Below are 22,598 nucleotides of genomic sequence, written 5' to 3' on the forward strand. Positions count from 1 at the left end.
GGCCCCGCGCCGAAGCGGTCCCGATCCGGTTCCTCCCGAACTGGCCCCCGGGCCGCTCCGCCCTGAGCGCGAGCGCCGTACCCTGCCGGGCCACCACGCGGTCGGTGACAGAAAGCACATACGTTATGACCTGTGGCAACGGGCGCGTGGTCGCCCGCACCTCCTACCCCGCCCCCCGCCCCGACCCGCAACACCCCGACCTGGCCCGGCTGGCACTGCGCGCCGGTGCGGGCTCACCCGGGGCGATGGACACCCTGTTCACGCTCACCCGAGGTGACGTGGCCCGCTACATCGCACGCCGCGTCGACCCCTCCTGGGTCGAGGACCTCACCCAGGAGACCTTCTCCCGCGCCATGCGGGGGCTGCCCCGCTACGCCGGACGGGCGCCCGTCCGGGCATGGCTGCTGTCCGTGGCCCGCCACACCGTCGCCGACCGCTACCGCACCCGGGAGCGCGCCCCCCGCACGGAACCGGTCGACGACTGGGAACGCGTACTCGGCCCCGGTTCCGCGTCACCGGGGAGGTTCGACGAGTACCTCGCCCTGGTCTCCCTGCTGGAGAACCTGCCCGAGGACCGGCGCACGGCCTTCGTCCTCACCCAGGTCCACCGCGTGCCCTACGCCGAGGCCGCTGAGCTCACCGGCGTCCCCGTCGGCACCGTCCGCTCACGCGTGGCCCGCGGCCGCCGCGACCTGGCACGCCTGCTCCGGGAGGCAGCGTGAACGCCCGCCGGACACACCGATCCACGAGGAAGCATCCGATGACAGACCCACGCACCGGCCCCGCCCGGTGGAGCGCCCTGGCCGCCTCGCTCCTGTTCGGCGCCACCGCCTGCGGAGGCGTCGACCCGGCCGGGGCCGAGCACTACCTCGACCTCTCCGACCAGCCCATGGCCGCCTCGGGGATCGAACTCGCCACGGTGGACGGCGAGCCCTGGGGTTTCACCGACGTCGCCGAGGACCGCCTCACCCTGCTCTTCTTCGGTTACACGAGCTGTCCGGACGTGTGCCCCATGACCATGGCCGAGATCGACCTGGCCCTGGACCAGGCCGGGGACGACGCGGACGGGTTCGACGTGGTGATGGTGAGCAGCGACCCCGTCCGCGACACCGGCCAGCAGCTGCGCTCCTGGCTGGACCGGTTCGACCCGGACTTCCAGGGGGTGCGCGGGGACGTCGACGCGACGGTCGAGGCGGCCCGGGACTACGGCGTCCCCATCGAGGCGCCCCAGGAGACCGAGGGGGAGTACCTGGTCTCCCACGGAGGACGGATCCTCGTCCTGACCCCGGGCGGCGAGGCCGCGGGCATGTTCGACGAGGGTGTCACCGCCGACCAGATCGCGCCCCTGCTGCCCGCCCTCCGGGAGGAGCTGCTGTGAGCCGGTCCGGCCCCGAGCGGGGGCGCGCCCCCGGGGGCGTCTCCCGCCGGGGCCTGCTCGCCGGGCTGGGCGCCGCCGGGGCGACGGGACTTGCGGGCGGAGGGCTTCTCGGCGCGGGTGCGGCTCGGAGCGCTTCCGAGGCGGGCGACCCCGCCCGGGACCTGTCCCTGTCCCGGGGAGGGCCGAGTCAGGGGCTGCCGCCCGCGGTCCTGACCCCGACCCCGGCCCACGTGCACGTGGTCGCGGTGGACCTGAACGCCGAGGAGCCCGCGCAGGTGTCCGAACAGGCCCGCCTGGTCCTGGAACGGTGGAGTGCGCAGGCCCGCGAACTGCACGGGCACGGTCTGCCGGAACTCGCCCCCGGCACACCCGCCCAGGGGCTGCACCCGGCCTCCCTGGGGGTCACCCTCGGCCTGGGCGCGGGCCTGCTGGAGCGGGCCGGACTGGCGGACCGCCGCCCCGACCCGTTGGCGGACCTGCCCGGGTTCGAGGCGGACCGGCTCGAACCCGGATTGTGCGGCGGCGACCTGATGCTGCACGTGGGCGCCGAGGACCCCCTCGTGGTGAGCGCGTCGGTGGAACACCTGCTCGGCGGGGTCCGCGAGCACGCCACCGTGCGGTGGTCGCTCCCCGGGTTCCAGCGGGCGGCGGCCACCGCGGTCGACCCCTCGGCCACCCCGCGCAACCTCATGGGGCAGATCGACGGGACGGTCAACCCCGACCCCGGCGAGGCGCAGTTCGCCCCGCAGGTCCTGGCCGCGCACCCCGGGGGAGGCTCGTCCTGGATGGACGGCGGCACCTACGTGGTCGTGCGCCGGATCCGCATGCTCCTGGACGACTGGTCCGCCCTGGAACCCCGGGCCCGGGAACGGGTGGTCGGCCGCCGCCTGTCGGACGGGGCGCCCCTGGGCGGATCCCGGGAGGACGACCTCCCCGACCTGGCCGCGCGGGACGCCGACGGGGAGCCGGTCATCCCGGCCGACGCCCACATCCGCCTGGCCAGCCCCGAACGCACCCTCGGCGCCCGCATGCTGCGGCGGGGGTTCAACTACGACCTGGGCTGGGGTTCCAACGGCCGGGAGGCCGGGCTGCTGTTCACCGCCTGGCAGGCCGACCCGCGTACCGGCTTCACCGCCGTGCAGCGCGAACTCGACGAGGGAGGGGACGCGCTCAACGCCTACGTCCGGCACGAGGGCAGCGCCGTGTTCGCCGTGCCCCCGGTCCGCGAGGACGAACCCCACGTGGCGCACGGCCTCTGGTGACTCCCACGGCAGCAGGCGGGGATCCCCGCGCAACCATCCGAACGAGGACAGGAACGAGAACATGAGGACCAACCGGACGGTCACCGCGGCGGCACTGGCGGCCCTGGCCCTGGCCACGGCGGCCTGCAACGCGGGCCCGGACGCCCAGCCGCAGGAGCACGCCGCCACCGGGGCGGCCGATGCCGCGGGGAGGGGCAGCGCCCGGGCCGGCGACCTCCTCGTCGAGGACGCCTGGATGCCCGAGCCCGCCAACCCCGAGGTGGGCGTGGTCTACCTGGCCGTCACCAACACCGCCACCGAGGACGACACCGTCACCGGGGTGCACACCAGCGCCTCCGACGACGCCGACCTGTGCGAGACCGGGACCACCGGGTCCGGCGCCTCGGTCATGCGGACCGTGTCGCGGATCCCGGTCCCGGCCGGGGGGACCACCACCTTCGTGGACGGCGGCTACCACGTCATGGTCAACGACATCCCCGAACCCCTCACCGTCGGTGACGGGGTCACCGTCAGACTCACCTTCGCCAGCGGGGCCGAGATCGAGGTCGACGCCCCGGTCCAGGAGATGACCGCCGTCCGCTCCGACAGCGGTGACCCCGGAGCCCACCACTAACCGCCTCGCGGGCCTCGCCGCCCCCACCGCCCCGCGACGGTGTCGACCAGCAGGAACAGGGCCAGTGAGGCCCCCAGCACCGGCATCGCCCAACCGGCCGCCGCGAGAAACACCACCACCGCGGCCCTCAGGGGCCGGGACAGGGAGAGGAAGGACCCGCGCGGGTACGGCCGGCCCGGACCGGCCGTACCCGCGCGTACCGGCCCCCGCTGCCACCACATCCGGTAGCCGAGGACGATCACCCAGACCAGCCCCCCGGCCACGGCGGTGAGCAGGATCTGGTTGGGCACCCCGAACAGCACACCCATGTGCGCGTCCACACCCCAGCGGCTCAGCTTGGCCATCAGGGGGTGGTCGGCGAACCGGACCACGTCGGTGACCTCGGCGGTGTCCTGGGCCACCGCGGCCGAGTCCGCCCTGGTCGGCCAGGAGCGTTCGATCTGGGTGACGACGTAGGGCGAGGTGTGGTCGTCGGGGACCTCCACGGAGACCCGCCCGTCCAGACCGGCCTCGCGGGCGCTGGCCAGGACCGCGTCCAGCCCCGCGTCCACCCCGGGGCTCGCGGACGGGGCGTCGGCGGCCACGGCCGGGGTGGTCCAGGACATCTCCCGGCGCAGGTCGGTGATGTTGGCGCCCGCGTGCTTGGACCAGGTCAGACCGGTGGCGGACAGCATCAGCAGCCCCAGCAGCAGCCACACCCCGGTGGCGGCGTGCAGCGAGACCGTGCGGCCCCGCCCGGGCGCGGTCCCGGCCCCGGGGACCAGCAGGCGGTGCGCCCGTCGGCGCCGGGCGCGGGCCGCCCAGAGCGCGAACCCGCCCAGGGCGACCACCCACAGCCAACTGGCCGCGAGTTCGCTGTACAGGCGGCCCGCCTCGCCCAGGTGCAGTTCGCGGTGGAGCAGGTCGATCCAGGTCCGCACGGGCAGGGCGCCACTGGTGCCGTAGGTCTCGGCCGTCCCCAGCACCTCGCCTCCGTGGGGGTTCACGAACACCGTCGGCTGCGGGCCCGAAGCCCCGTCGGGCAGGGCCAGCAGGACCCGGGTGGAGTCCTCGGGGGTGGTGGCCGGGCGTACGGAGTCCACCCGGGAGCCGGGGACCTCGGCCTCGGCGATCCGCGCCTGTTCGCTCAGGGGGAGCGACCCCTCCGCGGCGGGGACCCGCAGCTGGTCGGCGTACAGGGCGTTCTCGATCTGCGGCGTCCACACGTACAGCAGCCCGGAGACCGCGGCCACCAGGACGAAGGGGGCGACCAGTACGCCCGCGTAGAAGTGCAGCCGCAGCACCAGCGGCCTGAGCTGGGCCCAGACCCCCGGGCGGGGCGGGGGGTGTTCGGGATCCCTTCCGGTTGCGGGTTCGCTTGTGCTGGGCGCCGGTTCCATGGGTCTCCTCGCCGTCGGTGTCCCGGTCGCCACTGACGTCGTCCGGCGGGCCCGGGGAGTTCCCGGCGGCGGGATTTTCCGTTGGCCGGGGTTCTCCGGAAAGGGCTCGGACCCGGCCTGGGTTAAGGAGGGCCGGGGGTCAGGAGGTCCGGCTCGCCGGGGCGTCCGCGGTGCCGGGGCTCGGGTCGGCGGGAGGGGGCCGGTCCGCCAACCGGCTCACCCCGGGCACCAGGAGCGGGAGCAGGCTGGTGGCCGCACCCACCGCGGCCGCACCGAACAGCACCGGTCGGGCGCCCGCGGTCTCCGCCAGGGCGCCGGCCACCGCGTACCCGACGGGTTCCAGTCCGAAGCTGCCCACCTGGTCGATGCTGATCACCACGCTCAGCCGGTCCTGCGGGACGGCCCGCTGCAACGCGGTGTACCAGTACACGCCGAAGACCATGAACCCCACCCCGGTGGCGGCGTAGCCCGTCAGCAGCACCGGTACCGGCGCGGTCAGCGCCAGGCCCAGCAGCACCAGCGGGTAGCAGAGCACCCCCGCCAGCGACACCAGCCCGGGCCGGGCCGGTCTCCACCGGGCCGCGAGCACTCCGCCCGCCAGCTGTCCCGCCGCCGTGCAGGACAGGGCCAGCCCGTAGACGGGTTCGGCGTAGGAGTCCGCGACCACGATCGGCAACAGGGTGAACCCGGGGGCCAGGGTGGCGGGGGCCTGCACGGTGGCTACCGCGATGACCGCCAGCACCCACGGTCTGCGCACCACCTCGCGCCAGCCCGCCCGCAGACTCGTCCCCGTGCTCTCCGCGGACCGCTCAGGTGCGGGCGGTGCCTCCCGGATCCACACCAGGGTCCCCGCGCAGACCGCGAACAGCGCAGCGATCAGTACGAACACGGCTCGCACGTCCAGGACGGCGAGGAGCACCCCCGCGGTGGCGGGCCCGGTGATCCCGGCGGCGCGTCCCACGATGTTGCGCAGGGCGTTGGCCTGCTGGAGCCGCTCCCGCGCGACGATCAGCGGCATCAGGGAGCCGCTGGCCGGTTCCACCACGGAACCGGCCACCCCGCTGAGCACGGCCAGGACGAGCAGCCACGCTCCGCTCCCGGGGCCGAGGGCGAACCCCAGCATCACCAGCAGTTGCACGGAGTCGTTGGCCACCAGCGCCGCCGACTTGCGTATCCGGGTCAGCAGCGCCCCGCTCAACAGGGCGAACAGCGATCCGGCCGCTCCGCGCACGCCCAGGACCAGCCCGAGCGTCAGGGGCCCGTGTTCGACGAGAACCAGGCCGACCATCGCGACCGGCAGCATCTCCGAGCCCAGGTCGCCCGCGCCCCTGCCCGTGAGCAGCAGGCGCAGGTTCCGGTGCCGCAGTGCCCGGGGGACCGGCAGGGCACGGTGTGGCAAGCGCGGTCTCCGCTTCGGCGTCGCTCGGTTGGTCAGGGGCGGGGTGTGGCGGGTGTCGGGGCCCGGGACAAGCTAGGGCGCGGCGCGCGGCGGGGCAAGGGATTTTCGGCCCCTCCCGTGGCGGAAGGGGCCGGAACCGTCCGTCAGCGCGCCGCGGACAGCGTCTTGACCAGCAGGTCCACGTCGTCCTCGGTGTTGTACAGGTGGAAGGAGACCCGCAGCCGCCCGTCGCGGGTGGCCGCGGCGATCCCCGCCTCGGCGAGGCGTTCGGCGGCCCCCTCGGTGACGGGCAGTGACACGATCGCCGAACCCGCCTCCGCCAGCCCCATCGCGGTCCGGAACCGGTCGCCGAGGGCGGTGTCGTGCGCGTGCACGGCCCCGATCCCGACCTCGTTCAGCAGGTCCAGGGCGGGGGCCAGGCCGATCCACGCCGACCACACCGGGGCCAGGTCCAGGCGGCGAGCCCCCTCGGCCAGGCGCAGCGGGCCGCCGTAGAGCGCGTTCCACGGTTCGGCGCCCGCGTACCAGCCGGGGGCGAGGGGTTCGAGGGTGCCGAGGGCCTCCGCGGTCCCGGTGAGGAAGGCCGCGCCCCGGGTGCCCAGCAGCCACTTGTAGGTGCTGCACACCAGGAAGTCCACACCGGCGGGCACCGGCAGCCAGCCCGCTGACTGGCTGGTGTCGAGCATGAGCCGGGCACCGTGGTCGGCGCAGGCGGTGACCAGGTCCTCGACGGGGGCGAGCGCCCCGGTGGCGGACTGGGCGGCGGCCACGGCGACCAGGGTGGTGGCCGGTCCGACCTCCTCGGGAAGCTGTTCGAGGGGGACCTCCCGGACCCGGACCCCGTGTGCCTGCCTGGCCAGGAAGGGGAAGGCCACCGAGGTGAACTCGTCCCGGGCGAGCAGGACCTCCGAGCCCGGCGGCAGGCTCGCGGCGATCGTTCCGGCGAACTGCGAGGTGTGGGTGCCCACCGCGACGCGGTCGGCACTGGTCCCGGCCAGGCGCGCGTAGGAGGCCCGGGCGTCGTCGACCACGCTGTCGACGGCGCCGGGGGAGAAGCGTCCGGTGGCCACCTCGTGGGTGTGGCGCTCCAGCGCCAGCCGGGACCGGTGGGGCGTCAGCCCGTGGGTGGCGGTGTTGAGGTAGGTGTTCTCGAAGGAGAACTGCTGCTGTGCTTCGCGCAGGCGGGCGCGGTCGGTGTGGTCCATGCGGTGATGCTCACAGGGCGGGGCCGTTCGCTCAAGGGCCAATTCGGGCCCGGGAGCAGGCCACTTGCCCCGGAGACGGGCCGCGGTCCGGCCCGCGGGTGTGCCGGGGCCGACCGTGCCCTGGCGGCCCTAGTTGCGGAACTTGGCCTCGGCGTCGGTGGAACCGGCCATGAGCTTGTTGAGCAGCCGCACCAGTTCGCGGCGTTCCTCGGGTTCGAGGGCCTGCGCCCAGGCGCTCTCCCGGCGGTTGTGGGCGCGGAAGACGCCCAGGATGGCCCCGTACCCGGCCTCGCTGAGGCCGAGCTGGAGGGCGCGGCGGTCGTGCGTGGCGCGTTCGCGGGTGATCAGGCCGTCGCGTTCGAGCGTGTTGAGCAGGGCGGACAGTGCGGCGCGGCTCATGCCGGAGAGCTCCGCGGTGGTCTTGGCCTCCATGGGCCCGGCCAACCAGAGCGCGAAGAGCACGCGAAAGCCCGGCCAGGTCCATCCCCGGGGGCGGTGGACGGAGGACTCCAGGTCGTAGACGACCATGCTCGTCGCCCGGTTGAGGGTCAGGACCATGCGCATGGCCTCGGCGTTGACCGAGGGGAGCTCCCGTTCGGCCTTCTGCACCGCGTAGTCCACGAATGACCAGAAGGTGAGCTCGTCGGGGGGTGCGGTGTTGTGAGTCACGCGGGCCAGCCTAGTACGCGGAGGTATCCGTGGTTCGCCCTGTCTTCACCGAGCGTTCTTCCCCGGTCCGACTCGGCCGTGGGGCTCCGGTGCGGGTCCGGGTGGTGCACGGGGGGCGATGGGTAGCCTTGTTGAGTGATCTGCATCACGCATCAGGTGGTCGCGGACCTCTTGGTCCTGTGGCGCGGAACACGTTATGGTCAGATCATCAAACGTTTGATCATATGGGCGGTGGCAGCCGCCCGCGACGAGTGAAGGGTCCTTCGACCATGGCAGCCAAGCCGTTCGCCTCATCCGCCGACACCGAGGCCAAGGAGCAGACCCTGGAGGTCCTGGCCGACGGCGTCTACGCGCTCACCGCAGAGGGCGACCCCAACGTGGGCGCCATCGAGGGCGAGGACTTCGTCGTGGCCTTCGAGGCCCTGGCCACCCCCACCGCGGCCAGGGAGTGGCTCACCAAGCTCCGCGAACACACCGACAAGCCCATCCGCTACCTGGTGCTCTCGCACTACCACGCGGTGCGCGTCCTGGGCGCCAGCGCCTTCGACGCCACGGTCATCCTCACCCACGAGAAGACCCACGAACTCATCCGCGAACGCGGCAAGGAGGACTGGGCCAGCGAGTTCGGCCGCATGCCCCGCCTGGCCAAGGACGCCGACTCCGTCCCCGGCCTGACCTGGCCCACCCAGACCTTCGCCGACCGCACCACCATCGACCTCGGCGGCGACCGCGGCGAACTCGTCCTGGAGTACTTCGGCCGCGGCCACACCGAGGGCGACATCGTCGCCTGGCTGCCCAAGCAGAAGATCCTCTTCGCCGGCGACCTCGTCGAGGCCCAGGCCGCCCTCTACACCGGCGACGCCTTCCACAGGGACTGGGCCGGGGCCACCCTCGACAGCGTCAAGGCACTGGAGGCCGAGATGCTCGTCGGCGGACGCGGCGCCGTCAGCCGGGGCCGCGCCGAGGTCGACGCCGCCATCGAGCAGACCCGCAACTTCCTCGACGTGATGATCCGCGAGGTCGGCGCCGTCCACGAGCGCGGCGGCACCCTCAAGGAGGCCTTCACCGCCACCCACGCGGCCCTGGCCGACGACTACGGCCACTGGCCGATCTTCGAGCACTGCCTGCCCTTCGACGTCTCGCGCCTGTGGGACGAGTTCTCCGGTATCGAGCGCCCGGTCATCTGGACCGCCGAGCGCGACCGCGAGGTCTGGGACCAGCTGCAGGACTGACCCGGGTCTGCCCCGGGACCCCGCCGGCGCCTCGGCCACGGGTCCGGTCGGCCGCAGAGCTGACCGCCCGTGGCCCCGGCCCTCCCCACGTCCACCGCGCCCGTACGGGGCGCCCCACGAACGGAGCTCACCATGCGCCCCCCAGCGCCTCGTACCCCGGCCGAGACCACCGCCGACCCCGTGCTGGTGCTCGGCGCGGGCCCGGTCGGACAGACCGCGGCCCTGCTGCTGGCCCGCCGTGGGGTCCCCGTACTGGTCGTCGACGGCCGCCCCGAACGCGACGCCGTCGGCTCCAAGGCCATCTGCCAGCAGCGCGACGTCCTCGACGTCTGGGACTGGCTCGGCGGACACGCCATCGCGGCGGAAGGGCTGACCTGGGACACCGCCCGCACCTTCTACCGGGGCCGCGAACTCTTCAGCGTGCGCCTGCCCGACCCGGGCGCCTCCTCCCTGCCCTCCTTCGTCAACATCTCCCAGTCCCGCACCGAGGAGGTCCTCGACGAGCTCCTCGACCGGGCGGGCGTGGCCGTCCGCTGGGGCCACGAGGTCACCGGCATCGACCAGGACGCGGACGGCGTCACCGTCGAGTGCGACACCCCCCGGGGCCCGGTGCGTCTGCGCGGCTCCCACGCCCTGTCCTGCATGGGCGCACACGGCGGTGTCGTCCGCAGGGCCCTGGGCCTGGACTTCTCCGGCACCAGCTTCGACGACCGCTTCCTCATCTGCGACATCCGCGCTGACCTCGGCGACTGGGCGCGTGAACGCCGCTTCTACTTCGACCCCGAGTGGAACCCCGGCCGCCAGGTCCTCATCCACCCCTGCCCCGACTCGGTCTTCCGCATCGACTGGCAGGTCCCCTCCGACTTCGACCTGGAGACCGAGGAGTCCAGCGGCCGCCTGGACGCCCGCATCCGCCAGATCATCGGCGACACCCCGTACGAGATCGTCTGGCACTCGGTGTACCGCTTCCACACCCGTGTCACCGACCGCATGCGCTCGGGACGGATCCTGCTCGCCGGGGACAACGCCCACCTGGTCGCGCCCTTCGGGGCCCGCGGCCTCAACTCCGGGGTCCAGGACGCCGAGAACGCCGCCTGGAAACTCGCCTACGTGCGCAACGGCTGGGCCGGTGAGGAGCTCCTGGAGAGCTACCACACCGAACGCCACGCCGCGGCCCTGGAGAACGCCGACGTCACCAGCGCCACCATGCGCTTCCTCGTCCCCCAGGACGACGCCGCCCGCGAGCGGCGCGTCAGCGTCCTGGAACGGGCCCTCACCGACGCCGCGGCCCACCCGCAGGTGGACTCCGGGCGCCTGGCCGAACCGTTCTGGTACACCGGCTCCGCGCTGACCACCGCCTGCCCCGAACGCCCCTTCGGCGGCCGTCCCCCGCGCGGCCGGGCACCCGCCCCCTGCCCCGGCGTGATCCTGCCCGACGCGCCCGTCACGGTGGCCGACCGCCCCGGTACCACCCGGCTGCGCCCGCTGCTGCGCGAGGGACTCACCCTGCTGCTCGCAGCCGGACCGGACACCGGCACCGACCGCGAAGCCCTGCGCCGCGCCGTGCACACCGCGGCCACGGAGGCCACCCCGGCCCCCGTCACCACGCTCCGCCTCGACGAGATCGACACCACCGGCGCCCTGCGCCGCGCCCTGGCCCCCGAACCCGGCCAGGTCTGGCTGGTGCGCCCCGACGCCCACGTCGCCGCTGTCGTCCCGGGCACCGACGCCGACACCGTCCGCAGGGCGGTCCGTACCGCCCTGGGACACCCGGCCGCCGACACCGTCTCCGCCTGACGCGGCCCGGACGAGGACAACCGGGACGGGGCCGGACCGGGCCCGCACAGACCACCGGACACATCCAAGGAGGAGGACCACATGGCGTACTACCGCCAGGTCGGCGAGGTGCCCCGCACCCGCCACACCCAGCACCACAACCCCGAGGGCGGCCTGTACTACGAGGAGCTGATGGGGGAGGAGGGCTTCTCCTCCGACTCCTCGCTCCTGTACCACCGGGCCATCCCCTCGGCCATCGTCGACGCCGCCGAGTGGCGGGTCCCCGACCAGTCACTCCAGCGCAACGCGCCGATGGTGCCCCGCCACCTCAGGCTGCACGACCTCTTCGGCGACCAGGACTGGAAGGCCGCCGACGTCGTAGAGTCCCGCCGCCTCGTCCTGGGCAACGGCGACGTGCGCATCTCCTACGTGGTCGCCGGAGCGCCCTCGCAGCTGTACCGCAACGGCATCGGCGACGAGTGCGTGTACGTCGAGTCCGGCGCCGCCCGCGTGGAGACGGTCTTCGGCGCGCTGGAGGTGGGCCGCGGCGACTACGTCATCCTGCCGCGCGCCACCACCCACCGCTGGGTGCCCGCCGGCGACGAACCGCTGCGTGCCTACGTGGTCGAGGCCAACAGCCACATCGCCCCGCCCAGGCGCTACCTGTCCCGCTACGGCCAGCTCCTGGAGCACGCCCCCTACTGCGAGCGCGACCTGCGCGGCCCCGCCGAGCCCCTGCTCGTCGATGGTGAGAACGTGGACGTGCTCATCAAGCACCGCGGCGACGGCCCCGGCGGCATCTCCGGCACCCGCTACACCTACCCCACCCACCCCTTCGACGTCGTGGGCTGGGACGGCTGCCTGTACCCGTACGTGTTCAACGTCGACGACTTCCAACCCATCACCGGCCGCATCCACCAGCCGCCGCCCGTGCACCAGGTGTTCGAGGGCCACAACTTCGTCATCTGCAACTTCGTGCCCCGAAAGGTGGACTACCACCCCGCCTCCATCCCGGTGCCGTACTACCACTCCAACGTGGACTCCGACGAGGTCATGTTCTACTGCGGCGGCGACTACGAGGCCCGCAAGGGTTCGGGGATCGGCCAGGGCTCCGTCTCCCTGCACCCCGGCGGCCACTCGCACGGCCCGCAGCCCGGAGCCTACGAGCGCAGCGTCGGCGTGCAGGCCTTCGACGAACTCGCGGTCATGGTCGACACCTTCCGCCCCCTCGACCTGGGCGAGGGCGGCAGAGCCGTCGACGACGGCGGCTACGCCTGGACCTGGGCCGGGGGACGGCGTGACGAGGGGCGGGGGAAGCCGTGAGCGACCTCCTCGGCCGCACCCTCTACGGGGCCCTGTTCGACGACGCCGCGCTGTTCCCGCCCGGCAACGCGCCCATGGGCGAGGCGATCCCCGCCCACCGGGGCCACCGGACCTCGCGCCGGGCGCCCTACGTGGGGCCGTTCCTGGTCTCCGACGCCCGCACCGCCGAACTGCGCGCGGTCCTCGCCCGGGAGGACGGCGGCCACGGGCCGCTCGCGGTCGCGGTCACCGTTCCCGGCGGCGCCGACGGAGCGGCCGCGGCGGTGGCGGCGGTCCGCGCCGACCCGGCGCTGAGCCTGGTCGGAGCGGAGGTGGCGGCGGCACCCGGGCAGGCCGCCCGGACCGCCGACGCGCTCACCGGAGCCCTGCCCGCGGGGGCCGAGGGCTACGTCGAGGTGGCCCGCGGGGACGGGGCGGCGGCCGACACCGCCTCCCTCGCCGGGACCGGCGCCAGCGCCAAGTTCCGCACCGGCGGGGTCACCGCGGCGGCCCACCCCGGCGAGCACGAGCTCGCTTCGCTGCTGGCCGCCGCGGTGGGAGCCGGGGTGCCCTTCAAGTGCACGGCCGGGCTGCACCACGCGGTCCGCCACACCAGCCCGGAGGGGTTCGAGCAGCACGGTTTCCTCAACGTGCTGCTGGCCACCCACGCCCTGCGCACCGGGGGGACGCCCGCCGACGCCGAGGCGGTCCTGGCCGACCGGGACGGCCCCGCCCTGGCCGCCCGCGCCGCCGCGCTCACCCCCGCCGAGGCGGAGGGCGTGCGTTCGAGTTTCCGCTCCTTCGGCACCTGCAGCATCACCGAACCCCTGGAGGACCTTGTCGTCCTCGGGGCGCTCACCCTCTGAAGACCCAGAAAGCGAGACCCATGCCTGACAGCTGGCTCGACATCGCCCCCGACGCTCGGTTCGGCCTGGCGACCCTGCCCTACGGCGTCTACACCACCGGTGCGGACGCGCCCCGGGTCGGCGTGGCCGTCGGCGACCACGTGCTGGACCTGGGCGCGGCGGCCCGCGCCCAGGGCGCCCCGTTCGCGGACGCCGTCAGCGGACCGAACCTGGACGCCCTGCTGGCCGCCGGGCGGCCCGTGTGGGACCAGGTGCGCGAGAGCCTGCTCACCTGGCTCACCGACCCGGTGCACGAGCACCTCGTGCGCCCGCACCTGGTGGACCGCGCCTCGGTGACGCTGCACCTGCCGTTCACCGTCGCCGACTACGTGGACTTCTACGCCTCCGAGCACCACGCCACCAACGTGGGCCGCATCTTCCGCCCCGAGCAGGAGCCGCTCACCCCCAACTGGAAGCACCTGCCGATCGGCTACCACGGCCGTTCGGGCACCGTCGTGGCCTCGGGCACCGACATCGTGCGCCCCACCGGCCAGCGCAAACCCCCGGCCGAACCCGTTCCGGTCTTCGGTCCCTCCGCGCGTCTGGACATCGAGGCCGAGGTGGGGTTCGTGGTGGGCACCCCCAGCCCGATGGGGGAGCGGGTGGCCGTGGACGACTTCGCCGACCACGTGTTCGGGGTGTTCCTGCTCAACGACTGGTCCTCCCGCGACCTCCAGGCCTGGGAGTACGTCCCGCTCGGCCCGTTCCTCGGCAAGTCGTTCGCCACCTCGGTCTCGCCGTGGGTGGTGCCGGTCGCCGCGCTGGAGTCGGCCCGGGTGGAGCAGCCCGTCCAGGATCCCGAGCCGTTGCCCTACCTGCGGGGTTCGCAGCCCTGGGGCCTGGACCTGCGCCTGGAGGTCCGCCTCAACGGGCACGTGGTGTCCCACCCGCCCTTCGCCCAGATGTACTGGACGGCGGCGCAGCAGCTGGCGCACATGACCGTCAACGGTGCGTCCCTGCGCACCGGTGACGTGTACGCCTCCGGTACCGTCAGCGGCCCCGAACCGTCCCAGCGCGGCTGCTTCCTGGAACTGACCTGGTCCGGCAAGGAGCCCCTGCGGCTTCCCGACGGTACCGAGCGCACCTTCCTGGAGGACGGAGACGAGGTGACCATCACCGCCACCGCCCCCGGCCCCGACGGCACCCGGGTGGACTTCGGCGAGGTCACCGGGCGGATCCTGCCCGCGAAGTAGCCGCACCGGAACCGGAACACGGGCACGGGCGGCGGTGCTCTGAGCACCGCCGCCCGTGCGGCGTGCGTGGCTGCTCCCGCCCGCTACCCGTGTCAGTCCGGGGCCGCCGGCGCAGGGGCGCCCGTCACGGCTTGCGCGCCACCCCGCCGTACTGGTCCAGGCCGCGGCGGGCGCCGACCTCCAGGGGGTAGGGGCGCCACAGCGGACAGGGGACCACCCCGGGCTCCAGCAGTTCCAGGCCCTCGAAACGGGCGGCGATGGCCTCCGGGCTGCGCAGCAGGTAGGGGACGTCGCCCTGCTTGTTCCCGACCTCGATGGCCTCGTTGTAGGCCTCGCTGGTGTTGGCGCCGTCGTAGCTGGCCAGGTAGCTCCCGGAGGGCAGCGCGTCCACCAGCCGGCGCACGATCGGCAGGACCTCCCCGTCGGGGACGTGGCCCAGGACCCCCATCAGCATCAGCGCGACGGGCTGGTCGAAGTCCAGGGTTTCGGCGGCCCTGTCGAGGATGGTGTCGGGGTCGCGCAGGTCGGCGTCGAGGTAGTCGGTGGCCCCCTCCGGGGTGCCGACCAGCAGGGCGCGCGCGTGCGCGAGCACGAGCGGGTCGTTGTCCACGTAGACCACACGGCATTCCGGGGCGGCGGCCTGGGCGACCTCGTGGGTGTTGTTGGCGGTGGGCATGCCGGTACCGATGTCGAGGAACTGCCGGATCCCCGCCTCGCCCGCCAGGTGGGTCACGACACGGATCAGGAACTCCCGGCTGGTGCGGGCCAGGTCCACGATCTCCGGGAAGGACGCGGCCACCTGGTCGCCCGCCGTGCGGTCGATCGGGTAGTGGTCCTTGCCGCCCATCCAGTAGTTCCAGATCCGGGCCGAGTGGGTCCGGGTGGTGTCGATCTGCGGGGGGCGGTCGGAGCCCGCGGGGGTGGTGGAGGACGGGCCTTCGGTCATGATGCATCTACCTCGATACGCAAGGGGGTTCGCACCGGGAGGCGCAGACCCGCACGCGAGCGCCCGGGAACCCGCCCCCCGACTGGATTCTCGTCGCACCAAACATAGGGGAACGCGGCGCAGAACCCCCACCGGATTGCGGATGCGGGGAAACCGGCGTCCCGGGCGCGACCGCCCGTCGGCACCTCCGCTACCGCTGGCTCTTCGCCAGGCGTTCGCTTGACCAGCGCTCGACGTCCCGGCCCCGGCTGTCCCGGAAGTCGTGCAGGGTCTGCTCGGGGTCGACGAGGATGATCCGGTACCCGTTGTCGACGAGTTTCGTGGCGGTCTCCGCCGAGGTCCTGCGCGCCACGGGCAGGACCTCGTCCACCCGGCTCATGTCGAAGACCACGACGTCCGTGGCGGGAGGGCGCTCGATGATCTCGCGCACGAGCGACTCGACGCTGCTGAGCACCAGGTCGCCCTGGAGCACGTAGACCGTCGCCGTGCGCCCCTCCACCCTCGTCGTGTGGGTCTCCCGCAGCGACGACCGTGCTGGCCGGCCCGCCTCCATCAGGTGCAGGCCCAGGTCCTCGGACAGGCGCCGCATCATCTCCACTCCCCGCGCGCTGTTGCCGTGGGGGTCCAGCCGGGGGGAGAAGACCGCGAGGCCGACCTGCCCGGGCAGCACCCCGATGATGCCTCCGGCGACGCCGCTCTTGGCGGGGATGCCGATGCCGGTGAGCCAGTCCCCGGCCGCGTCGTACATGCCGCACGAGGTCATCACGCTGAGGAGGTGCCTGGTGGTGCGCCTGCTGAACAGCCGGGCGCCGGTGTTGGGCTGGACCCCGCCGTTGGCGAGGGTCGCCGCCATGAGGGCGAGGTCGTGCACGGTGACGGAGGCCGAACACTGGCGGACGTAGCCCCGGACGGCGGTCCCGGGGTCCTGTTCCAGGCGGTCCGAGGCGTGTAGCAGGTAGGCGAGTCCGAGGTTGCGGTCCCCGGTCGCCAGCTCGGAGGCGGCCAGGGACTCGTCGATCCCGACCGGTCGCTGGGCGAGCTCGGAGAACAGCGCCAGCACACGGTCGACGGCCTCTGAACCCCCGCCCCTGACGAGCGCGTGCGCGGCGATCGCCCCGGCGTTGATCATCGGGTTGCGGGGACGGCCGGTCTCGGGGTCCAGCGACAGTTCGTTGAAGGCCTCGCCGCTGGGCTCGACGCCGATGCGTTCGAGGACGTCCCCGAGCCCGCGGTCCTCGATCGCGAGGGCGTAGGCGAACGGTTTGGACATCGACTGGATGCTGAACAGGTGCTCGCTGTCCCCGCTCGCGTACACGGTCCCGTTGACCGTGCACAGCGCGACCGCCACCCGGTCGGGGTCGGCGGCGGCGAGCTCCGGTATGTAGTCGGCCAGCGCCCCGGAGTCGACGTGGGCGGTCCCGGCGATGATGCCGTCGAGGTAGTCGAGGATCGGTGAGCGCATCGGGGTCCCCCGTCTCGGGATCGGTACCGCCGACCGGTCGCCGGGGCCTTCGCCCCTGGGCCCGCCCCTCGGGATGTACCCACCCTCCGGTCCGGCGGCGAGCCTCAGACTAACCGCGCGCCCCCGCACCGGCCTGGGCCGACATGCCTGGTCGTCGTTTCGGTGGAAGGGGCAGGAACCCCGCGCACGGCGCCGCCCGCCCGGTGGGGGCCGGGCGGGCGGCGTGGCGCGGAGCCGTGGACCGGCCTACTTGACCAGCTCCTCGGCGGGGCCCTCCGGCCTGTCGGCCGAGGTCTCGGGCTCGCTCTCACCGCGCAGGTGGGTGAGCAGGCGGGCCAGCTCCTTCTTGACGACCGGGGCCAGCAGGTACAGGCCGATGATGTTGAACAGCGCCGCCGCGAACACCAGGGCGTCGGCCAGGTTCAGGACCGCGCCCAGGGTCAGGACGGAGCCGATGACCAGGAACGCGCAGTAGATGACCAGGTAGACGCGCTCGCTGCGCCTGCCCCCGCCGAAGAGGTGCGTCCAACCCTTGAGCCCGTAGTAGCTCCAGGTGATGACGGTGCTCAGGGCGAACAGCACGACCGCCACGGTCAGCACGTAGGGGAACCACGGCAGGGCGGTGCCGAAGGCGTCCGAGGTCAGGCTCACGCCGCCGGGCAGGGCCTCGCCCGCGGCGGCCGCCTCACGCGCCGCGATCCAGGACTGCGGGGAGGCGATGACGATGGTCAGCGCGGTCATGGTGCAGATGACCACGGTGTCCAGGAACGGGCCGAGCATGGCGACCAGGCCGGCGCTGGCCGGGTAGTTGGTCTTGACGGTGGCCAGCGCGATCGGGGAGGAGCCGATCCCGGCCTCGTTGGAGAAGGCGGCGCGCTGGAAACCGATGATCATTGCGCCCAGGGCCCCGCCCGCGACGCCGCTCGGGGCGAACGCGCCGCTGACGATCTGGCCGATCGCGTCGGGCAGCACGGGGATGTTCATGCCGATGACGACCACGCAGGCGAGCACGTAGACGACGGTCATGCTCGGGACGAGCTTGCTGGTGACCTTGGTGATGCTGGTGATGCCGCCGATGACCACGGCACCCACGAGCAGGGCCAGGAACACTCCGAAGACGAACGATCCGGTGCTGCCGCCGAGCAGGCCCTCCTCGCCGCCGGTGACCGCCCGCAGCTGCTCCAGGGTCTGGTTGGCCTGGAACATGTTGCCGCCCGCCACGGCGAAGATGAGGATGAACGCGGCGGTCAGCCCGGCGAGGAACCTGCCGACGCCCGCCATGCCGCGCTCGGCCAGACCCTTGGCCAGGTACTTCATCGGGCCGCCGCTGACGGTTCCGTCCGGGCCGATCTCCCGGTACTTCACGCCCAGGGTGCACTCGGCGAACTTGACGGCCATCATCAGCAGACCCGCCAGGACCATCCAGAAGGTCGCTCCGGGGCCGCCGATGGTGACCGCGATGGCCACACCGGCGATATTGCCCAGGCCCACGGTGCCGGAGACGGCCGCGGTGAGTGCCTGGAAGTGGGAGACCTCGCCCGGAGCGTCGTCGCCCAGGCCCCTGCGGGCGATCCGGACGGCGGTGAGGGGCCTGCGGAACTGCACGAACCCGAAGTACAGGCTGAGGGCGACGCCCGCGGCGATCAGCCAGGCGACGATCCAGGGAAACTCGATCCCGAAGACGTTGACGTTGGCGAACACCACGTTGCTGAGGGTCGTGGCGATCGGGTTGAAGACGACGTCGACCGCGTTCTCGATGGTCGCGCCGATTCCTCCCTCGGGGGAGGCGGCGTCAGCGCTGATCATGTAGCGCACCTTTCGGCCGGAGTGACGGTCAGCACGGCTCCGCGGTCCGGTGGTCGGACGCACGGCACCCGGCCGGTCGCTTCGTGGGCGACCGGTTCTGGCCCGTCGGACGGGAAGTGGTGGGCGAAGTTCCCCTGACTCCGCGGTTGGCGGAGGGTTTAGACGCCCTACGTGCGGGCTTTAGTGGAACTTCACTTTTGGGATCCTAGGCGCATAAATGGACCTGAGTCACAAAGGTCACGAAGTTTTACTTTTGCCCCGCGTTCCCCGGCTGGATGGGGGATTCGGGTAAACACTGCTGATCAGAGCGCCCTCGGGGAGCCCCGATGCCCGGCGGTTGGGGGGTTGGCGGCGGCCTTCGTGCGACTGGCGGCCGATCCGTCTCGGGGGTCGGGTCGGCAGGGCCGATTGATCAATTCGTTATGTCGCCGTGATCAACTGTCCGGTGCTTGAATTAAACCGATTATGGAATCATGGGATGTTTTTTGGGGCTCCCCGTCACCCCCGGAAGCAGGCAGCCCGAAGGAGCTCACCCGGGCCGGGTGCCCGACGCCCTCCCGCCCCGGCCAGGAGGGGGACCAGCACCGTTCGTGCCGGGCGTCGAGACCGAGCCGAGCAGGGCGAGTGCCTCGGCGCTGCGGTCGGCGGCCCAGCGCTGACGGTCCGGCCGGGCCCTCGGCGTCTTTCGAGACCGGCCGCACGTCCAGGTGCTCGCCCCGGTCGCGGGGCGCCGGTCAACCGCTCCAGTGTCCTCGGCCTGAAGAGGGCGCGGGAGCGGGGGCCGGATCCGCGGGGCCGGGTGGGTGGCTTCGGTGGATCCGTGGCATCAGCCGTGGGCGGTTTGGTGGCTCAGCACGTTGACCACCCTGCCGTTGGGGTCGCGGACGAAGAACCGGCGCACCCCCCACTCCTCGTCCCGCAACGGGTGCACGATCTCCGCGCCGTGTTCGAGCATCATCGTGTGCACGGCGTCCACGTCGTCCACCTCCACGCTCATGTCGGGCACGACCGGAGCGGATTCGTCGTGGCTCATGAACGTGACCTGTGCCGTGGGGTTGGCGGGGGAGGCGAGCGTCATGACCCAGCCCAGGTTCATGACGGTCTCGAACCCCATGAGGCCGTAGAAGTCCCGGCTCTCCTCCATGGCCTCGGAACGGATGTCGGGCATGACGCGGCGGATGGACATGGCGAACCCTCCTGGTGGGTGGTGGCCGTCGTGCTCCCGGGTCTGTCCTGGAGTGGTGGGAGTGTAACCGGGGCCGCCCACATTTCCGCGACGGGCGCGAGGACGAAGAACGCCGTTCAGTACAGGTGCCCGGCCAGGACCTCTCCTGCGGTTGGTCCGGCGCGGAGCCGCCCGGCCACGTGCTCCGGGCCGCGGGTCAGCCGGGCCCGCCGGTACGCCGGTACCGCTCGTACACCACGTGCGAGGCGAACGTCCGGCTCTCCACGAGTTCGAGTGCGATCGCATCGGTGACCGGCGGCAGCAACGGCGTGCCCCCGCCGACGATGACCGGGTGGCGGAAGAGCCGGAACTCGTCGACGAGCCCGAGTTCGATCGCCTGCCCGGCCAGGTCGGCGCCGCCGATCTCCACGTCCCTGTCGGTCGAAGCGAGCATCGCGGCGACCTCCTCGGCCACCGACCCCTCGGCTAGCCGCAATGCTGTTCAGTTAAGGCGTTCAAGGGTCTGTCAACACCGCGATGTCCACGGTGGCCTTGTACGTGGTCCGATCCACCCCGTTGGAGCGGGCGTGGTACTTGGAGATCGCGCGTTTGACCACCCGAGGCACTGTGCGTAGACGCCGCTCGGGCAGCAGGTTCGCCAACACCTGCCGCCCGAGCAACCCCCGCACGTCGATGCGCTCGCCAGCGATGACGTTCTCGGCCCGCACCAGCAGGTCGCGGGCGCTTTCCACCGCCACCGCGAAACTCGCCCGCAGCGGGCTGTGCCCGGTAGCGGTCAGCGCGTCAGCGATCGCGCACCGCACCACCTGGTAGGTGGCCAACAGCGCCCACACCTCCTGTTCCAGCCCCTCGGGGTCCTTGGCCCGCAGCACCCGGCGCCCGAGCAGGGCCGACTTCAGCTCGCAGTAGGCGGTCTCGATCTCCCACCGCTGGTGGTAGAGCGCCACCAGACCCGTGGCCGGATACAGGTCGGGATCGGTCAGAGTGGTGGCCAGCCGGTAGGAGCCGGTGCGCTCGCCCTGGTCTGTGGCGATGGTGATCTGGGCTTGGATGAGCCGCATCCGTACCTTGCCGCGCTGCACCAGCCAGGTGCCATCGCCCAAACGACGAAGGCGGCGGGGTTTGCTCTGCGAGCCCATCCGAACCAGGAGCTGGGCCCCGCTGGTATGAAGATCTTTGAGCAGGTCGGCGGCGTCGAACCCGCGATCGGCCAGGATGAGCTGGCCCGGACCCATGGCTGGGAGCAGACGGGCGGCCATGGTGGTCTCGCCCTGGGTGACGGGTCCAAAGACCGCGCCCAGCAGTGCCCGGGATCCGGTGGCGACCAGGGCGAGCAACCGTACTTGGGGGTAGCCGGCCCCGGCCCAGCGGGTGGCTCCGCTGGAGCGGTGCACGGCCCGGTTGGCTTGTGTGGCGGGTACGTCCAGCAGGGTGCCGTCGATGGCGCACACCAGCAGCCCGTGGAAGCGGTGGGCGCTGTGGGTGGGGCCAGAGAGCAGCTCGAACAGAGCTTTGAGGGGTGCTGGGCCCAGGCGTTTGCGGGCGTAGAACAGTGCGGAGGCGGCCGGTTGGGTGCACAGGCTCACCCCGGCGGTGAGTTTGCGCCACAGGGCGGGCCAGCCGCAGTGGGTGAAGAGTCCGGCTGTGAGCAGGAGGTAGACGACCACGCGGGAGGGAAGCAGGCGTGAGCGTCGTTGGTGGCTGTTGGATTCCTCCAGGACGGAATTGACCATCTCAAAAGGCACGATCTGGGTGAGTTCTCCCAGGTGGCCGGGGGCCAGGGCGCCGGGTGCGTGGTGGGTCTGTCGGGTCGTGACACAATGGTCGGGCAAGGGGCTCCTTGGGAACAGCTGGGGTGAGATACAGCTGTCCTACCAGGGAGCCCCTTCTTCGTCTGGGTCAGGGTTGACGGACCACCACAACCCTTAACTGAACAGCATTGCGGCTAGCCGGGCGTTGCCCTCGACACGATCGAGCGTGCGGCTGAACACGACCTTCGGCAGCGCCGACCACGCGTCGGCGAACGCGGCGCCGAGCTCGCCGTCACGCATCGACGGTTCGGTCTCCCACGGAAGCATCGTCTCGTACAGCCGTCGGCCGCACAGACAGCCGCCGAGTTCCCCCACCCGGGCGAGGTGGAAGCGGAACAGCTCCTCCTCGGGAACCGTCCAGTCGAACCTCCCGGTGCGGTCGGCTATGAAGCCGTCCACCGAGACACCCATCGATACGAGCAGCATGGTCGAGCCCCTTCCCGTGCCGCCGGGTTCCTCGGGCACCTCGCGGCGAACCGCGGCACGAGGATCGCTGTTGACGAAAGCCGGTCGGCCGTCTCACAGCTCCCGTTCCCCGCGCGGATCGCCTCCAAGCAACGCTGATCCGTCGCGTCGGATCACTGGCCTCACGGAGCCGCCTGTGTCCGCCCCGATACGGCCGGGGTTCAGGAAGGGAACGAAGCCCATGGTGAGTCGGTGCTGCCCCGGGCAAGGGAACTCGTTCGTGATGCGCTCGCGCTGGCATTGCCCCCGAAGACCAGTGCCGAGAACCTGCGGGGGGCATGCGCCTGGACGAGTGGAACAAATCGACCTACAGCGCCAACGGGGGTAACTGCGTCGAGGTTCGTGAGTTCGAGGCCGGGGCGGATGTGCGCGACACCCAGAACCGCGGGGCCGGGCACCTGACCTTCGCCCGCCGCGAGTGGTTGGCCCTGCTCAGCGGAGCGCGCTCCCGGTAGTACTGGCCCCCGAACACCTCAGGGGCCCTTCGCCTCGGCGGGTTCTGGCGGTCCTGGCAACACCCTGCATTTCAGGGAGGTACGGGGATCGTGGATCTTGAGGGGTTGTGGGCGGGGTTCTTCGACGCGGGAGTCTCCCTCCTCGACGGTCCCG

The 22,598-nt window shown here is 72.6% G+C and carries 21 protein-coding genes; 10 read left to right on the forward strand and 11 right to left on the reverse strand.

Annotation, left to right across the window (positions count from 1 at the left end; translation table 11 throughout):
• The first annotated feature begins 125 nt into the window (after positions 1-125).
• The 4 genes from AC0VYD_RS12895 to AC0VYD_RS12910 all read left to right on the forward strand — a co-directional run bounded on the left by AC0VYD_RS12895 (position 126) and on the right by AC0VYD_RS12910 (position 3,253).
• Positions 126-722 (forward strand): RNA polymerase sigma factor, encoded by a 597-nt coding sequence (locus AC0VYD_RS12895; RefSeq protein ID WP_475480107.1) that lies wholly within the window; start codon positions 126-128, stop codon positions 720-722.
• 38 nt (positions 723-760) lie between these two features.
• Entirely contained in the window at positions 761-1,378 is a 618-nt protein-coding gene (locus AC0VYD_RS12900) for an SCO family protein (protein ID WP_475480108.1), read from the forward strand.
• Complete coding sequence (locus tag AC0VYD_RS12905) at positions 1,375-2,640, forward strand: Dyp-type peroxidase (protein WP_475480109.1); 1,266 nt, start codon at positions 1,375-1,377, stop codon at positions 2,638-2,640. Before AC0VYD_RS12900 ends, AC0VYD_RS12905 begins: the two co-directional genes overlap by 4 nt.
• Before the next feature lie 61 nt (positions 2,641-2,701).
• Positions 2,702-3,253 carry a copper chaperone PCu(A)C gene (locus tag AC0VYD_RS12910; RefSeq protein ID WP_475480110.1) on the forward strand — a complete coding sequence of 184 codons (552 nt, stop codon included), beginning with the start codon at positions 2,702-2,704 and terminating at the stop codon, positions 3,251-3,253.
• Here the strand turns inward: AC0VYD_RS12910 and AC0VYD_RS12915 are convergent.
• The 4 genes from AC0VYD_RS12915 to AC0VYD_RS12930 all read right to left on the reverse strand — a co-directional run bounded on the left by AC0VYD_RS12915 (position 3,250) and on the right by AC0VYD_RS12930 (position 7,905).
• A complete protein-coding gene (locus AC0VYD_RS12915) occupies positions 3,250-4,632 on the reverse strand; it encodes a PepSY-associated TM helix domain-containing protein (RefSeq protein WP_475480111.1) in 1,383 nt (460 codons plus the stop codon). The two genes, AC0VYD_RS12910 and AC0VYD_RS12915, sit on opposite strands and share 4 nt — an antisense overlap.
• A 139-nt stretch (positions 4,633-4,771) precedes the next feature.
• Complete coding sequence (locus AC0VYD_RS12920) at positions 4,772-6,031, reverse strand: MFS transporter (protein WP_475480112.1); 1,260 nt, start codon at positions 6,029-6,031, stop codon at positions 4,772-4,774.
• A gap of 143 nt (positions 6,032-6,174) precedes the next feature.
• The gene (locus tag AC0VYD_RS12925; protein WP_475480113.1) at positions 6,175-7,236 is read right to left on the reverse strand and encodes an aminotransferase class V-fold PLP-dependent enzyme; all 1,062 of its coding nucleotides are present in this window, start codon (positions 7,234-7,236) and stop codon (positions 6,175-6,177) included.
• 129 nt (positions 7,237-7,365) lie between these two features.
• Positions 7,366-7,905 carry a MarR family winged helix-turn-helix transcriptional regulator gene (locus AC0VYD_RS12930; RefSeq protein ID WP_475480114.1) on the reverse strand — a complete coding sequence of 180 codons (540 nt, stop codon included), beginning with the start codon at positions 7,903-7,905 and terminating at the stop codon, positions 7,366-7,368.
• Positions 7,906-8,174: 269 nt separating this feature from the next.
• Between AC0VYD_RS12930 and AC0VYD_RS12935 the strand changes: the two genes are divergently transcribed.
• From AC0VYD_RS12935 to fahA, 5 genes are all read left to right on the forward strand, one after another.
• A complete protein-coding gene (locus AC0VYD_RS12935; RefSeq protein ID WP_475480115.1) occupies positions 8,175-9,137 on the forward strand; it encodes an MBL fold metallo-hydrolase in 963 nt (320 codons plus the stop codon).
• A 132-nt stretch (positions 9,138-9,269) separates the two neighbouring features.
• Positions 9,270-10,934, forward strand: coding sequence for an FAD-dependent monooxygenase (locus tag AC0VYD_RS12940; RefSeq protein ID WP_475480116.1), 1,665 nt, complete (start codon positions 9,270-9,272; stop codon positions 10,932-10,934).
• Between the two features lie 81 nt (positions 10,935-11,015).
• Positions 11,016-12,236, forward strand: a complete 1,221-nt coding sequence (locus AC0VYD_RS12945; RefSeq protein WP_475480117.1) for a cupin domain-containing protein — start codon at positions 11,016-11,018, stop codon at positions 12,234-12,236.
• Complete coding sequence (locus AC0VYD_RS12950) at positions 12,233-13,081, forward strand: hypothetical protein (RefSeq protein ID WP_475480118.1); 849 nt, start codon at positions 12,233-12,235, stop codon at positions 13,079-13,081. The genes AC0VYD_RS12945 and AC0VYD_RS12950 overlap by 4 nt, the downstream gene beginning before the upstream one ends.
• Before the next feature lie 20 nt (positions 13,082-13,101).
• Entirely contained in the window at positions 13,102-14,313 is a 1,212-nt protein-coding gene (fahA, locus tag AC0VYD_RS12955) for a fumarylacetoacetase (protein ID WP_475480119.1), read from the forward strand.
• 124 nt (positions 14,314-14,437) lie between these two features.
• On the opposite strand, the gene AC0VYD_RS12960 is transcribed toward fahA, so the two are convergent.
• From AC0VYD_RS12960 to AC0VYD_RS12990, 7 genes are all read right to left on the reverse strand, one after another.
• The gene (locus AC0VYD_RS12960; protein WP_475480120.1) at positions 14,438-15,259 is read right to left on the reverse strand and encodes an SAM-dependent methyltransferase; all 822 of its coding nucleotides are present in this window, start codon (positions 15,257-15,259) and stop codon (positions 14,438-14,440) included.
• 190 nt (positions 15,260-15,449) lie between these two features.
• The gene (locus AC0VYD_RS12965; protein ID WP_475480121.1) at positions 15,450-16,721 is read right to left on the reverse strand and encodes a glutaminase; all 1,272 of its coding nucleotides are present in this window, start codon (positions 16,719-16,721) and stop codon (positions 15,450-15,452) included.
• A 246-nt stretch (positions 16,722-16,967) separates the two neighbouring features.
• Positions 16,968-18,527 carry an alanine/glycine:cation symporter family protein gene (locus AC0VYD_RS12970; RefSeq protein WP_475480122.1) on the reverse strand — a complete coding sequence of 520 codons (1,560 nt, stop codon included), beginning with the start codon at positions 18,525-18,527 and terminating at the stop codon, positions 16,968-16,970.
• Positions 18,528-19,353: 826 nt separating this feature from the next.
• The gene (locus tag AC0VYD_RS12975) at positions 19,354-19,713 is read right to left on the reverse strand and encodes a VOC family protein (RefSeq protein WP_475480123.1); all 360 of its coding nucleotides are present in this window, start codon (positions 19,711-19,713) and stop codon (positions 19,354-19,356) included.
• Between the two features lie 196 nt (positions 19,714-19,909).
• Complete coding sequence (locus AC0VYD_RS12980; RefSeq protein ID WP_475480124.1) at positions 19,910-20,146, reverse strand: dihydrofolate reductase family protein; 237 nt, start codon at positions 20,144-20,146, stop codon at positions 19,910-19,912.
• A gap of 61 nt (positions 20,147-20,207) precedes the next feature.
• Positions 20,208-21,545 (reverse strand): IS4 family transposase, encoded by a 1,338-nt coding sequence (locus tag AC0VYD_RS12985; protein ID WP_475480125.1) that lies wholly within the window; start codon positions 21,543-21,545, stop codon positions 20,208-20,210.
• A 93-nt stretch (positions 21,546-21,638) separates the two neighbouring features.
• Entirely contained in the window at positions 21,639-21,950 is a 312-nt protein-coding gene (locus AC0VYD_RS12990; protein WP_475480126.1) for a dihydrofolate reductase family protein, read from the reverse strand.
• Between the two features lie 317 nt (positions 21,951-22,267).
• Between AC0VYD_RS12990 and AC0VYD_RS12995 the strand changes: the two genes are divergently transcribed.
• Complete coding sequence (locus tag AC0VYD_RS12995; RefSeq protein ID WP_475480127.1) at positions 22,268-22,444, forward strand: DUF397 domain-containing protein; 177 nt, start codon at positions 22,268-22,270, stop codon at positions 22,442-22,444.
• Positions 22,445-22,598 lie beyond the last annotated feature (154 nt).

Source organism: Nocardiopsis sp. iso_40, from assembly GCF_056173285.1.